Genomic DNA, 12323 nt, shown 5'->3' on the forward strand with positions numbered 1-12323 from the left:
TCAGGAACCCGGCCGGCGCCGCTGCTGCAGGTTCTGCCAGCGCGCCAGCGCCTGCGGGTCGCCGCGGTCCAGCGCTTCGAGGAACTGCTTGCGCTGGGCCAGCTTTTCGGGGTCGTCCTTGACCGACTCGAGCATGCGCTGGCGCTGTTCGGCCGTCGGCAGGCCGGTGGACTCGGGCTGGGCCGCTGGCGGCTGGCCGCTGGGTGCGGGCGCCGTGGCAGCCGGTGGCTGCGGGCCGGAGGCGCCCGGGCGCGCCGGCAGCGGCGCGGGCGCGGCGGCCGGGGCGTTGGCGGGCGTGGAGGCGCCGGCCGCAGGCGCCGCCGCGCCCTGGCCGTTGCGGCGCCCGCCACCAGCGCGCGGGCCGGCCGGCGGCACCTCGCCCTGCAGCCGCACGCGCGCGCCTTCGCTCAAGCGGTCGCCACCCTCGGTCACGACGAGTTCGCCGGCCTGCAGGCCCTCGGTCACGGCCACCACGTCCACTGTCGCCTCGCCGCGTTTCACACGGCGCATGCTGACGCTGCGGTCGTCGGCGATCACATAGACGTAAGGGCCCTGCGGCCCGGTGCGCACGGCCGTCACGGGCACCACCAGCGCGTCCAGCGTGCGCAGCGTCATGCGCACGTTGACGAACTGGTTGGGAAACAGCTTGCCGTCGCCGTTGGCGAAGCGGGCCTTGGCCTTGACCGTGCCCGTGGTGGTGTCGACCACGTTGTCCAGCGTGGAGAAGCTGCCGGTGTCCAGCACCGCGCTGCGCGTGCGGTCCAGCGCGGCCACGGTCGGCTTGCTGTTGCCGCGCACCTGCTCCTGCACCTCGGGAATGCGGTCCTGCGGCACGGCGAACTGCACGTCGATGGGGTTCATCTGCGTGATCACGGCGATGCCCGTGCTCGCGCTTGCCGCCACCGTGTTGCCGGGGTCCACGGTGCGCAGGCCGATGCGGCCCGTGAGCGGTGCCGTGATGCGCGTGAACTCCAGGTTGACGGCCGCCGCGGCCTCGGCCGCCTTGTCGCTCGTGACCGTGCCCTCGAGCTGCTGCACCAGCGCGGCCTGGGTGTCCACGTCCTGCCGGGCGATGGAGTCCTGGCCCAGCAGCGTGCGGTAGCGTGTCAGCGTGACGCGGGCGGCCTGCAGCTGCGCCTCGTCGCGCATGCGCGTGCCGCGCGCCTGCATCAGCGCCTGCTCGTAGGGGCGCGGATCGATGCGGGCCAGCAGCTGGCCCTTGCGTACGGTCTGGCCTTCGGTGAACAGCACCTCGGTCAGCACGCCACCGACCTGGGGCTTGAGCGTGACCGTGGCGGTGGGCGTGACGGTGCCCAGCGCGTCCAGCGTGATCGGGATCTGCGCGCGCGCCACGGCGGCATGGCCGACCGTGACCATGCCGAAGCTGCCGGGGCCGCCCGGCGGGCCGCCGGGACCACCGGGGCGGGGCCCCATGCCGAAGCCGGCGGGCGTCTCGGCCGGCCGCTTGACGAGGTAGTAGCTGCCACCGACCAGCCCACCCAGCACCAGCACGGTGACCAGCGCCCCGAGCCAGCGGCGCCCGTGCGAGGGCGGCCGCGCAGGCGGCGGCTCCAGGGAACGGGAGGGCAAAACAGGGCCGGGCGTGGGGTAGTCCATGGCGCGAAATCGGGGGCAGGCACGAGGTTTGTGCGATTGGAGCCGGCGATCGTAGCCGGCATGTGCTTGCAACTGTCAACGGCAGGTAAAGCGGCCGGGCCAGCCCGTTCGTCGCGCTGCACTGCAGTTGGCGGCGCCGTGCTGCAGCCCGTCGCATGGCGCTGGGAAGCGGCGCAGCGCCAGCGCACAGTCGCGCCAACGCAGCACACCACACACCACGGAGCCCGCCATGCTGATCCAGATCCTGACCCACACGCCCGCCTGGGTGTTCGCGCTGTTCGCGCTGCTCGCCTGGATGGGCGGCAAGCAGCTGCGGGACGGCAGCACCCACCTCATCCGCGCCACCGCCATGCCGGTGGCCATGGTCGCCCTGGCCATCTACGGCGTGACGGGTGCGTTCGGCCGCTCGGATGCCGGCTGGCTGGCGCTGGCCGGCTGGGGCCTGGCCGCAGCCGCGGCGCTGGCCCTCGTGGCCCGGCTGCCGCTGCACCCGGCCGTGCGCTACGAGCCGGCCAGCCGCCGCTTCTTCCAGCCCGGCAGCTGGGTGCCGCTGGCGCTCATGATGGGCATCTTCGCCACCAAGTACGCCGTGGGCGTGCTGCTGGCCATGCACCCGGAACTGGCCCACCAGGGCGGCTTCGCCACCGGCGTCAGCACGCTGTACGGCCTGTTCAGCGGCATCTTCGCCGGCCGCGCGCTGCGGCTGTGGCAATTGGCCCTGCGCCAGCACGGCGCCGCCGTCACCGCCTGACCCCTTTTCTTCAAGGAGCACACCATGTCCCGTCACCCCATCCCCGGCGAAACCCAGCTCGACTGGACCGCCCGCCGCCGCGCCAAGGCCAAGCTGGGCTGGTTCGCCCACGCCACGGTCTACCTGGTCGTCAACGCCGTGCTGGTCGCGCTGTCGCTGGCCGGTGGCCGGCACTGGGCGCTGTTCCCGCTGCTGGGCTGGGGCCTGGGCCTCCTGTTCCACGGCCTGGCGGTCTGGCTGCTGGCACCGGGCAACGCGCTCATGGACCGCATGGTGGCGCGCGAACGCCAGCGGCTGGACGGTGGCACGCCGCGCTGATCGGGCACCATGCAGGCCATGATCACCGTCCACCACCTCGACAACTCCCGCTCGCAGCGCGTGCTGTGGCTGCTGGAGGAACTGGAACTGCCTTACGAGATCGTGCAGTACCAGCGCGACCCGGCCACCCTGCTGGCCCCGCCCGAACTGCGCCGCGTGCACCCGCTGGGCAAGTCGCCCGTGGTGACCACCGACGACGGGCTGGTGCTGGCCGAGTCCGGAGCCATCCTGGAGACGCTGGTGGAGCGCCATGGCCAGGGCCGCCTGGCACCGCCGCCGGGCACGCCCGAGGCCGTGCGCTTTCGCTACTGGATGCACTATGCCGAGGGCTCGGCCATGCCGCCGCTGCTGCTCAAGCTGGTGTTCGACCGCATCGAGAAGGCCAAGATGCCCTTCTTCGCCAGGCCGATCGCACGCAGCATCGCGGCCAAGACCAAGGCCGCGCTGATCGCGCCCAACCTGCAGCGGCACCTGGATTTCCTCGAAGGCGAACTGGCCGGGTGCGACTGGTTCGTCGGCGATGCCTTCACGGCGGCCGACATCCAGCTGAGCTTTCCGGTCGAGGCCGCGCGGCAGCGCGCCGGGCTGGATGCCAGCCGCCCGAACCTCATGGGGTGGCTGGAACGCATCCATGCGCGGCCGGCGTTCCGGCGTGCGCTGCAGCGTGGTGGGCCGTATGCGCTGGCCGACTGAGGGCCGCCCCGTGGCACCGCGTGCAATGCGCATCCTGCTGGCCGCCGCCGCCATCGCCACGGGGCCAGCCGCGCTGGCGGCAACCGGCCTGGCCACGCTGCCCGCCACGGCCACCCAGGGGCCCATCACGCTGCTCTACCCCACGCAGGACGCACCGGCCGCGCTACAGCGCGGGCCGTTCACGCTGCAGGCAGCGGTGGATGCGCTACCCGCGCGCGGCAACGGCCGACTGGTGGTGCTGTCGCATGGCTCGGGCGGTTCGGTGTGGCCGCAGTTCGACATGGCCAGCGCGCTGGTGGCGGCCGGCTTCACGGTCGCCATGCCACTGCACCAGGGCGACAACTTCGAAGACACCAGCGACGTCGGCCCGGTGAGCTGGGCGCGCCGGCCGCAGGAGGTGTCCCGCGCCATCGATGCCGTGGCCGCGCTGGCCGCACCGGGCGGCCGGCTGGCTCCGCTGCAGCTGGATCTGCAGCGCGTGGGCGCCTACGGCATGTCGGCCGGCGGGCTCACCGCGCTGGCGCTGGCCGGGGGCCGTTGGTCGCCCGCGCTGCTGGCGCAGCACTGCGATGCCCACATCGAACAGGACTTCGCGGCCTGCGTCGGCCTGTCCACCGAGTTGACGGGCGGCGTGCTGGACAGCGCGAAGATCGGCATCGCCCAACGCGTGATCCGCGCCAAGCTCGGCGGCGACACGGCATGGCGCAGCTGGAGCGAGCCGCGCATCGCCGCCGTGGTGTCCGCCGTGCCGATGGCCGCCCCGTTCGACATGGCCTCGCTGGCCACGCCGCGCGTGCCGCTCGGCCTGGTGCGCGCCGGGCGGGATGCCTGGCTGGCGCCGCGCTGGCACAGCGACGCCGTGCGCGCCGCCTGCGCCGAACGCTGCACGCTGCTGGCCGACATGGCACAGGGCGGCCACGGCGCTATCCTGTCGCCGGCAGTGCCGGGCCTGTCCGGCGCGCTGGGTCGGCTCTTGAACGACCCGCCCGGCTTCGACCGCAGCACGCTGGCCCAGGTCTACGACGCCATCACGGCCTTCTTCGTCAAGAATCCGGGCACCGCACCGACCCGGACCCCATGAACCCCATCCTGCGCAACGCCCTGCGCCACTACCTGCACGTGCTGGCGCTGTGCTGCGTGGTGGCGGTGCTGACCACGCTGATGTGGCCCAACCGCAGCTACCTGTCGCAGCTGGCCTACTCGCTGTGCATCGGCACCATCTGCTGGGGCACGATGGAGTTCGGCCGCTACGCCGTGCCGCGTCGCCACTGCCACGGCGACGCCGAGGGCGGGCACGGCTGGCCCCAGGGCTGGCGCGGCCTGCTGCTGACAGTGGCGGGCATCCTGGTCGGCTTCTACGCGGGCGACTGGCTGGCCTACAAGCTGATCGGCCCGGCCGACCCCAGCCGCACGGCCGATGCGCGCGACAGCATGATCGGCCTGTACATCACGGTGGCGGCGGGTGCCATCGGCTCGTTCTACTTCCACACGCGCGGCAAGGCGGCGGCTCTGGCGGCCGCCATCGCCGCTGCCGAGCGTGACGCCACCGAGGCCAGGCTCAAGCTGCTGGAAACGCAGCTGGAGCCGCACATGCTGTTCAACACCCTGGCCAACCTGCGCGTGCTGATCACGCTGGACCCGCCGCGCGCCGTGGCCATGCTGGACCGGCTCAACAGCTACCTGCGCGCCACGCTGGGCGGCTCGCGCGCCACGCTGCACCCGCTGGCGCAGGAGTTCGAGCGCCTGGCCGACTACCTGGAACTCATGGCCGTGCGCATGGGCCCGCGCCTGCGCTACCAGCTGGAGCTGCCCGATGCGCTGCGCGCCGTGCCGGTGCCGCCGCTGCTGCTGCAGCCGCTCGTGGAGAACGCCATCCGCCACGGGCTGGAGCCCCAGGTCGAGGGCGGCACCATCAACGTGCGCGCCTGGCAGGAAGCCGGTGCCGAGGGCGTGCAGCTGGCGCTGCAGGTGCAGGACACGGGCGTGGGCCTGCCCACGGACGGCGCGCCAGCCACGGGCGCGGGCGGCTTCGGCGTGACCCAGGTGCGCGAGCGCCTGCGGGCCCTGCACGGCGAACGGGCCAGCGTGGTGCTGCAGCGCGCGCCCGGCGGCGGCACCGAGGCCCTGCTCCGCATGCCGCTGCAGAGCGGCGCCGGCCTGCGCACAATGGCAGCCACGGCACCGCCCCCGCAGGGGCCCTCTTCCTGACCGGAGACTCCACGATGCAGCAAGCCCATTCCCGCCGCCGCGCGCTGGCCCAGGCCGGGGCGCTGGCCCTGGCGTTCGGCGCGCCCACACTGCGTGCGCAGCAGCCCAGGGGCGCGCTGCCCGCGCCCGGCAGCCGCCTGTCCGTGCCCGCGCTGACGCTGCTGGACGGCAGCCGCTTCGCGCCGGCCCAGGCCGAGGGCAAGCTGCTGGTGCTGTACTGGTGGGCCAGCTGGTGCCCGTTCTGCGCACTGCAGTCGCCGCACATGGACCAGCTCTGGCGCACGCAGTCGGCGCGCGGCCTGGCCTTCCTGGGCTTGTCCATCGACAAGACCGCCGCCCCGGCCACCGCTTACCTGCGCCAGAAAGGCTACGCGTTCCCGAGCGCCTGGGTCTCGCCAGAGGTGGAACGCGCGCTTCCCCGGCCGCCGGGCCTGCCCGTGACCGTGGTGCTGGGCCGCGACGGCAGGGTTCTGATGGCCGAGGCCGGCCAGCTGTTTCCCGAGGACGTGGCGGACATCTCGCGCTTCCTGTGACCAGCCCGACCGCCCTGATCGCCGAAGACGAGCCGCTGCTGGCGCAGGCGCTGCGCGCCGAGCTGGCCGCCGCCTGGCCGCAGCTGCAGATCGTCGCCATGGCCGGCGACGGCCGCAGCGCCGTGGAAGCAGCGCTGCTGCACAGGCCCCAGGTGCTGTTCCTGGACATCCGCATGCCAGGCCAGGACGGCCTGGCCGCGGCGGCCGAGCTGGCCGAGCGCTGGCCCGAGGACGCGGCGCCGCTGCCGCAGCTGGTGTTCGTGACCGCCTACGACGAGTACGCAGTGCGCGCTTTCGAGGCCCAAGCCTTCGATTACGTGCTCAAGCCCGTGCAGCCCGAGCGGCTGCGCCGCACCGTGGCACGCCTGCAGCAGGCCTTGGCCAGGCCCGAACCGGCATCAGCCCAGGCGCTGGAGCAGCAGTTCGCGCAGTGGCGCCGCCTGCTGGGCGCTGCCGGCACCGGCGCGCCGGCCGCGCCGCTGCGTTTCATCGCCGCGGGCGATGCCGGTGGCGCCAACGTGCGCATGGTGCCCATCGACGAGGTGCTGTACTTCGAGGCCGCCGACAAGTACGTGCGGGTGCTGACGGCCGGCGAGGAGCACCTGATCCGCACGCCGCTCAAGCAGCTGTTGCCGCAGCTGGACGCGCAACGCTTCTGGCAGGTGCACCGCGCGGTAGTGGTGCGGGCCGACGCCATCGAGCAGGTCCAGCGCGACGAGGCCGGCCGGTTGCATCTGCGCCTGCGCGGCCGGCCCGGCGAGCGCATCGCCGTGAGCCGGCTCTACACCCACCTCTTCAAGGCCATGTAGCGCCGTTGGGCGTCGCGGGCGGCTGCTCGTCGTCCAGCAGGCGTGCAAAGGCGGGCTGCTCCGCGCCGCTCCAGGCCACGGGCTCGTGCCGGCGCCGTTCCACGCCCAGCGAAAATACGTCGAAGCGGTTGTAGTAGCCCACCACGTCGTGGAACTGCTTGGGCTCGATGCAGCGGTTCAAGTCGAAGTCGGCGTAGGCGATGCCCTCATGGGCCTGCAGCATGTCGCCCACCGCCGCCCCGGTGGGATCGACGAACATCGAGACACCGCGTGGCGTCTGGTCCACGATCTCGGCGACCTTCGGATCGCGGTCCACCAGGAAGTCGCGCATGGCCTGGTCCATGAAGCTGGCGCAGACGATGCCGAAGGCCTTGGCCTCGAAAGCATGGGCGGCTGCACGGATGCGGTTGGCTGCCACATTGTCGAAGTTGCCACCTTCGGCCGGCTGGCGCGTGGGCCACATCGGCGGCCAGCTCGACACATGGATCTGCTCGCCCTGGGCCATCAGCGCGAAGCGCGCCAGCGGGTTGGTGTTCTCGCCGCAGATCAGTCCGCCGATGCGGCCGAAGCGCGTGTCCGCGACACGAAGCCCCTGGCCGTCGCCGCTGGCCCAGACCAGCTTCTCGTAGAAGGTCGGCACCAGCTTGCGGTGGTGGTTCAGCAGCGTGCCGTCCTCACCGATCAGCAGGTTGCTGTTCCAGATGCAGCCCGCACTGACCGTGCTGCGTTCGCTGATGCCGAGCGACACGCAGACACCGAGACGCCGCGCGGCCGCGGCGATGCGGGCCACTTCCGGCCCGGGCACGGCCACGCTGTTCTCGACCATGGTCTCGAACAGGTCGTGGTTGTGGATCGGTGCCCACAGCGCAGCCCACACCGGGAACGCGGGGATGTAGGTCTCGGGAAAGGCGATCACGTGCGCGCCATGCCGCGCCGCCTCTTCGATGAGATCGACAGCCTTCTCCGTGGTGGCGGTCTTGTCGAGCAGGACGGGTGCGGCGTGGACCGCGGCCACGCGGACGCGGGGCAATGAACTCATGGTGTGGACCGTTCGGTGGTTGCAATGGACGCGCCACGATAGGTGGCAGCCACGCCATCGGCCACCGGCAAATGCGCAAGCTCCTGTGCAATTTCCCGGGCGGCCGTTCGCACGCTTTCTGCGTGGTTGCCGGTGTCGCCGCACCGGCTGGCCGTCATGCACCAAATGGGGTGCCGATGCTGCCGCCACCAGGCGCAAAACCTCGCGCCGGCCATCGGTCGGAAATCCGAACTCTCCAAAGCGATCCACCATGACGATCCACAGAAGAACCGCCCTCAAGACCGCCCTGGCCGCCACGCTCGCGGGCCTGGCCTCGGCACCCTGGGTGCGCGCACACGCCAGCGCACCGCTGCGCATCGTGTCGCCCTTCAACGCCGGCGGCGTGAACGACGTGCTGGCCCGCGCCATGGCCAAGCCCCTGGGCGACCTGCTGCACCAGTCCGTCATCGTCGAGAACCGGCCGGGCGCCGGCGGCAGCATCGGCGCCGGCTACGTCGCGCGGGCCAAGCCCGACGGCAACACACTGCTGATGGGCATCGTGGACACGCAGTCCATCATCCAGTTCATCTACCGCAAGCTGCCGTATGACCCGGACGCAGACCTGCGCCCGGTCAGCCTGGTCACCAGCATTCCGATCGTGCTGATGGTCGGCCAGTCGCTGGCGCAGGTGCGCACCATGGACGATCTCGTGCGGCTGGCCAAGTCCCGCCCCGGCGCGCTGAGCTACGCCAGCTGGGGCGTCGGCAGCATCGTGCACCTGGCGATGGAGCGTTTGTCCGCCGCGCTCGGTCTCGATCTGTTGCACGTGCCGTTCTCGGGCCAGGCACCGGCGGTGCAGGCGGTGCTTGCGAACCAGGTGGACATGATGTTCGTGCCGGCCGGCGCGGCCGATGCCGCGTCGAGGGACGGGCGCGTGCGCATCCTGGCCAGCGCCACGCCGGCCCGGCTGGAGCTGCTGCCGCAGTCGCCGACGCTCAAGGAGCTGGGTGTCGACCTGTCCATGGGCCTGTGGCAGGCCCTCTACGCGCCGGCCGGCACGCCCGCAGCGACGGTGGAAAAGCTGACGGCCGCCGTGCACCAGGCCATGCAGGACAGGAGTTTTCTCGAAGTGGTGCGCCTGCAAGGTGCGCAGCCCGAACCGACCTCGGGCGACGGCCTGCGCAAGCTGCAGACCGACGAGCGCCAGGTCTACGGCGCGCTCGTGAAGCGGCTGGACATCAAGCTCGATTGATGCACCGGTGAGCGGTTGGCGCGGACCACGCCGGTGCCACGCACAATGACGGCATGACCACCAAGAAGGTGCCGCTGGCCGACCTGGACTGGGACGACCTGCGCTTGTTCCTGCAGATCCAGCGCAGCGGCAGCCTGTCGCAGGCCGCGCGGCAGCAACGCGTCGACCACTCCACGGTGAGCCGGCGCCTGGGCCAGCTGGAACTGTGCCTGGGCGGGCCGCTGTTCGAACGGCGGCGCGACGGGCTCAGGCCGACCGAGCTGGCACACCTGCTGACCACGCACGCCGAGGCGATGGAGGTCGCCGCGCTCGGGTTGCAGGAGAAGCTCGGTGGCGGTGAACGTGCGCCCGCGGGCAAGGTGCGCATCGCCATGATGGAAGGCATCGGCACCACGTTCGTGGCGCGGCATCTGGCCCCGTTGCTGGCGCAGCATGGCGGACTGCAGATCGAGCTGGTGACCTCGGCCACGGTGGTCAACGTCAACCGCCGCGAGGCCGACATCTTCGTGAGCTTCTTCGAGCCGCAAGGCCAGGGCCTGGCGTGCGCGCCGGCCGGCGGCTTCGCGCTGTACCTGTATGCCGCACCGCAGTACCTGGCAGCGCATGGCGTACCGGCCAGCCTGGCCGATCTGGCCCAGCACGTATTCGTTGGCTACGTGGACGACCTGGTGCAGCTCGACGCGGTGCGCTGGCTCGACGAGCTGGTGCAGCGCCCGCGCATGCGCCTGCAATCGAACAGCATGCTGGCCCAGATGAGCGCCGCTGCTTCCGGCCTGGGCCTGGTGCTGCTGCCCAAGTTCTCGGTGGTGCAGGAGACCGGCCTGGTGCCGGTGCTGGCGGCCGAGGCCAAGGTCACGCGCACGCTGTGGCTCAGCGTACACCACGACCTGCAGTACTCGGGCCGCATCCGCGCCGTCATGGGCTACCTGCAGCAGCTGTTTGCCGCACAGCAGCCATGGCTCAACGGGCCACCGGACACCGCGCCGCGCGGCTAGCGTGGGCGACCAGGCGGCCACGCCGGTGGCCTTTGCAAGGCGCTGCAAGCGGTACCGCTGGGCACAATCGCTGTCCCATGGCACATCCCCATCAGCTTCTTGTCGCCGGCGGCGGCATCGGCGGTCTGGCCGCCGCACTGGCCTGTGCCCGCCAGGGCTGGCAGGTGCGCGTGTTCGAGCGCGCCGCCGCCTTCAGCGAGGTGGGCGCCGGCGTGCAGCTGGGACCCAACGTGGTGCGGGTGCTGCAGGCCTGGGGCCTCGATGGGGCGCTGCAGGCGGTGGCCGCATTCCCTGCGCGGCTGCGCGTGCGCGATGCGGCAAGCGGCCGGCAGTTGGCCACGCTGGATCTGGCCGCCATGCCCATACGCTACGGCGCGCCCTACGCCACCATCCACCGCGCCGACCTGCTGGCGCTGCTGCACGGAGCCGTGCAGCAGCGCGACGACATCGCGCTGGCGCTCGACCGACGGGTACAGGGCTTCGATGACGACGGGCACCAGGTGCGAATGCAGACCCACCATGGCGATGGCCGTGCTGCGGAGCCGGTCGCAGGCGACGCGCTGCTCGGCGCCGACGGCCTGTGGAGCAGCGTGCGCACGCAACTGCTGGGCGACGGCCCGCCACGCCTGACCGGCCACCTGGCGTACCGCGCATTGCTGCCGCAGGCGGTGCTGCCCGCTGCGCTGCGCAGCGCCGAGGTCACGGCCTGGCTGGGCCCGCGCCTGCACCTGGTCAGCTACCCGGTGCGCGGCGGCGAGGCGCTCAACGTGGTCGCCTTCGTGCACGGGCTGCCGCCCGGCGGCGCACGCGGCGCCACGCCCGATGCGCTGGCCGACTGGGACCACGCCACCAACGCGGCCGACCTGCAGGCCGCCATGGCCAGTTGCTGCGCGCCGCTGCAGGACCTCGTGCGCGCCGTGCCTGCCTGGCGGCTCTGGGTGCTGGCCGACCGCCCGCCGCTGCACGCGGCCACGCAGCAGGCAAGCGGTCGGGTGGCCCTGCTGGGCGATGCCGCCCACCCCATGCGCCCCTACCTCGCCCAGGGCGCCGGCATGGCCATCGAGGATGCCGAGGCCCTGGGCCGCGCGCTGCGCCAGGCCGATACGGCCGGCATCGCGGTTCCCACGCTGCTGGCCCGCTACGCATTGGAGCGCTGGCAACGCAACGCGCGCGTGCAGGCCCGCGCGCTGCGCAACGGCCGCATCTTCCACGCCACCGGGCCCGTGCGCTGGGGCCGTAACCTCTCGCTGCGTCTGCTCGGCGAGCGCTTGCTGGACATGCCCTGGCTCTACGGGCCGCAGCCATCCGGTCGCTGAAGGCGAATGCAACGTTCTCCCAGCGCCGGGCTATTCGCGCCTGCCTATACTTGCCCCTCCCTTGGGGAGTAGCCGGCTTCCAGCCTTTTGGAAGCGCCTGCGTCAACACACTCGGCATCTTGCATGCCGTGGCGCAGGCAACCCTTGCACGGTAGGCGAGACCATGGGCAGGCCCCGCGACGCAGGTCGGGCAGCGGGGCGCTGCCCTTGCGCTCTCGCCCGGCCGCACAACGGGTCCCCCATGAATCTCGCTTCCACCGCCCTGCTGGCCATGGCCATGTCGACCGATGCCTTCGCCGCGGCCGTCGGCAAGGGCACGGCCCTGCAGAAACCGCGTTGGTCCGAAGCCCTGCGCACCGGCGCGATCTTCGGCGTCATCGAGGCCATCACCCCCATCGTCGGCTGGGGCCTGGGCTACGCCGCGTCGGGCTATGCCAAGGCCTGGGACCACTGGATCGCCTTCGTGCTGCTGGGCGTCCTGGGCCTGCGCATGCTGGTCGGGGCGTTGCGCAAGCCCGATGCGCATGCCCAGGAGAAGCCGACCAGCCACGGCTTCTGGCTGCTGGCCGTGACCGGCTTTGCCACCAGCATCGACGCCATGGCCGTCGGCGTCGGGCTGGCCTTCCTGGACGTGAACATCGTGCCGGTGGCCGCCGCCATCGGCCTGGCGACCTTCGCCATGGTAACCCTCGGCGTGATGGTTGGCCGCGTGCTGGGCCAGGTTGCCGGGCGCTGGGCCGAGGCGGTCGGTGGCGTGCTGCTGATCGGAATCGGCACGGTGATCCTGTTCGAGCACCTGACGGTGCTCTGACC

General features: G+C 72.2%; 13 protein-coding genes and 1 riboswitch. Of the genes, 11 read left to right on the forward strand and 2 right to left on the reverse strand.

The features are described 5' to 3' along the window. Window positions 1-1617, reverse strand: a complete 1617-nt coding sequence (locus ACSQ4M_RS32070; RefSeq protein ID WP_436193401.1) for an efflux RND transporter periplasmic adaptor subunit — start codon at window positions 1615-1617, stop codon at window positions 1-3. A 127-nt stretch (window positions 1618-1744) separates the two neighbouring features. Here ACSQ4M_RS32070 and ACSQ4M_RS32075 point away from each other — a divergent pair, with 127 nt between their 5' ends. Genes ACSQ4M_RS32075 through ACSQ4M_RS32105 form a run of 7 tightly spaced genes read left to right on the forward strand, consistent with a single transcriptional unit; the run spans window position 1745 to window position 6929 of the window. Beyond that, window positions 1745-2368: a DUF6622 family protein gene (locus ACSQ4M_RS32075; RefSeq protein WP_436193402.1), complete on the forward strand. Its 624-nt coding sequence runs from the start codon at window positions 1745-1747 to the stop codon at window positions 2366-2368. A 24-nt stretch (window positions 2369-2392) separates the two neighbouring features. Continuing rightward, the gene (locus ACSQ4M_RS32080; RefSeq protein ID WP_436193403.1) at window positions 2393-2686 is read left to right on the forward strand and encodes a 2TM domain-containing protein; all 294 of its coding nucleotides are present in this window, start codon (window positions 2393-2395) and stop codon (window positions 2684-2686) included. Window positions 2687-2704: 18 nt separating this feature from the next. Then, window positions 2705-3379, forward strand: a complete 675-nt coding sequence (locus ACSQ4M_RS32085; RefSeq protein WP_436194101.1) for a glutathione S-transferase — start codon at window positions 2705-2707, stop codon at window positions 3377-3379. Window positions 3380-3389: 10 nt separating this feature from the next. After that, window positions 3390-4460, forward strand: coding sequence for an alpha/beta hydrolase family protein (locus tag ACSQ4M_RS32090; RefSeq protein ID WP_436193404.1), 1071 nt, complete (start codon window positions 3390-3392; stop codon window positions 4458-4460). Beyond that, complete coding sequence (locus tag ACSQ4M_RS32095; protein ID WP_436193405.1) at window positions 4457-5587, forward strand: sensor histidine kinase; 1131 nt, start codon at window positions 4457-4459, stop codon at window positions 5585-5587. Before ACSQ4M_RS32090 ends, ACSQ4M_RS32095 begins: the two co-directional genes overlap by 4 nt. A 14-nt stretch (window positions 5588-5601) precedes the next feature. Then, window positions 5602-6120, forward strand: a complete 519-nt coding sequence (locus tag ACSQ4M_RS32100) for a TlpA family protein disulfide reductase (protein WP_436193406.1) — start codon at window positions 5602-5604, stop codon at window positions 6118-6120. Further along, window positions 6117-6929: a LytR/AlgR family response regulator transcription factor gene (locus ACSQ4M_RS32105; protein ID WP_436193407.1), complete on the forward strand. Its 813-nt coding sequence runs from the start codon at window positions 6117-6119 to the stop codon at window positions 6927-6929. Before ACSQ4M_RS32100 ends, ACSQ4M_RS32105 begins: the two co-directional genes overlap by 4 nt. Here the strand turns inward: ACSQ4M_RS32105 and ACSQ4M_RS32110 are convergent. Beyond that, window positions 6916-7968, reverse strand: coding sequence for a carbon-nitrogen hydrolase family protein (locus tag ACSQ4M_RS32110; RefSeq protein WP_436193408.1), 1053 nt, complete (start codon window positions 7966-7968; stop codon window positions 6916-6918). The two genes, ACSQ4M_RS32105 and ACSQ4M_RS32110, sit on opposite strands and share 14 nt — an antisense overlap. A gap of 250 nt (window positions 7969-8218) precedes the next feature. On the opposite strand from ACSQ4M_RS32110, the gene ACSQ4M_RS32115 reads away from it, so the two are divergent. The 4 genes from ACSQ4M_RS32115 to mntP all read left to right on the forward strand — a co-directional run bounded on the left by ACSQ4M_RS32115 (window position 8219) and on the right by mntP (window position 12321). Continuing rightward, window positions 8219-9199, forward strand: coding sequence for a Bug family tripartite tricarboxylate transporter substrate binding protein (locus tag ACSQ4M_RS32115; RefSeq protein WP_436193409.1), 981 nt, complete (start codon window positions 8219-8221; stop codon window positions 9197-9199). Between the two features lie 53 nt (window positions 9200-9252). Further along, window positions 9253-10194 carry a LysR family transcriptional regulator gene (locus ACSQ4M_RS32120; protein WP_436193410.1) on the forward strand — a complete coding sequence of 314 codons (942 nt, stop codon included), beginning with the start codon at window positions 9253-9255 and terminating at the stop codon, window positions 10192-10194. Between the two features lie 77 nt (window positions 10195-10271). Then, the gene (locus tag ACSQ4M_RS32125) at window positions 10272-11510 is read left to right on the forward strand and encodes an FAD-dependent monooxygenase (protein WP_436193411.1); all 1239 of its coding nucleotides are present in this window, start codon (window positions 10272-10274) and stop codon (window positions 11508-11510) included. Window positions 11511-11571: 61 nt separating this feature from the next. Beyond that, window positions 11572-11734: riboswitch (yybP-ykoY riboswitch) on the forward strand. Between the two features lie 17 nt (window positions 11735-11751). Continuing rightward, the gene (gene mntP / locus ACSQ4M_RS32130; protein WP_436193412.1) at window positions 11752-12321 is read left to right on the forward strand and encodes a manganese efflux pump MntP; all 570 of its coding nucleotides are present in this window, start codon (window positions 11752-11754) and stop codon (window positions 12319-12321) included. Window positions 12322-12323: the final 2 nt, after the last annotated feature.

This window comes from Pseudorhodoferax sp. LjRoot39 (assembly GCF_964253035.1).
Taxonomy (GTDB): domain Bacteria; phylum Pseudomonadota; class Gammaproteobacteria; order Burkholderiales; family Burkholderiaceae_C; genus Pseudorhodoferax.

What these genes read in the sequence shown, in the direction of transcription:
- ACSQ4M_RS32070 (WP_436193401.1), bottom strand. Translation starts at nt 1,617, where the DNA reads ATGGACTACCCCACGCCCGGCCCTGTTTTGCCCTCCCGTTCCCTGGAG.
- ACSQ4M_RS32080 (WP_436193403.1), top strand. Translation starts at nt 2,393, where the DNA reads ATGTCCCGTCACCCCATCCCCGGCGAAACCCAGCTCGACTGGACCGCC.
- ACSQ4M_RS32085 (WP_436194101.1), top strand. Translation starts at nt 2,705, where the DNA reads ATGATCACCGTCCACCACCTCGACAACTCCCGCTCGCAGCGCGTGCTG.
- ACSQ4M_RS32095 (WP_436193405.1), top strand. Translation starts at nt 4,457, where the DNA reads ATGAACCCCATCCTGCGCAACGCCCTGCGCCACTACCTGCACGTGCTG.
- ACSQ4M_RS32100 (WP_436193406.1), top strand. Translation starts at nt 5,602, where the DNA reads ATGCAGCAAGCCCATTCCCGCCGCCGCGCGCTGGCCCAGGCCGGGGCG.
- ACSQ4M_RS32110 (WP_436193408.1), bottom strand. Translation starts at nt 7,968, where the DNA reads ATGAGTTCATTGCCCCGCGTCCGCGTGGCCGCGGTCCACGCCGCACCC.
- ACSQ4M_RS32115 (WP_436193409.1), top strand. Translation starts at nt 8,219, where the DNA reads ATGACGATCCACAGAAGAACCGCCCTCAAGACCGCCCTGGCCGCCACG.
- ACSQ4M_RS32120 (WP_436193410.1), top strand. Translation starts at nt 9,253, where the DNA reads ATGACCACCAAGAAGGTGCCGCTGGCCGACCTGGACTGGGACGACCTG.
- ACSQ4M_RS32125 (WP_436193411.1), top strand. Translation starts at nt 10,272, where the DNA reads ATGGCACATCCCCATCAGCTTCTTGTCGCCGGCGGCGGCATCGGCGGT.
- mntP (WP_436193412.1), top strand. Translation starts at nt 11,752, where the DNA reads ATGAATCTCGCTTCCACCGCCCTGCTGGCCATGGCCATGTCGACCGAT.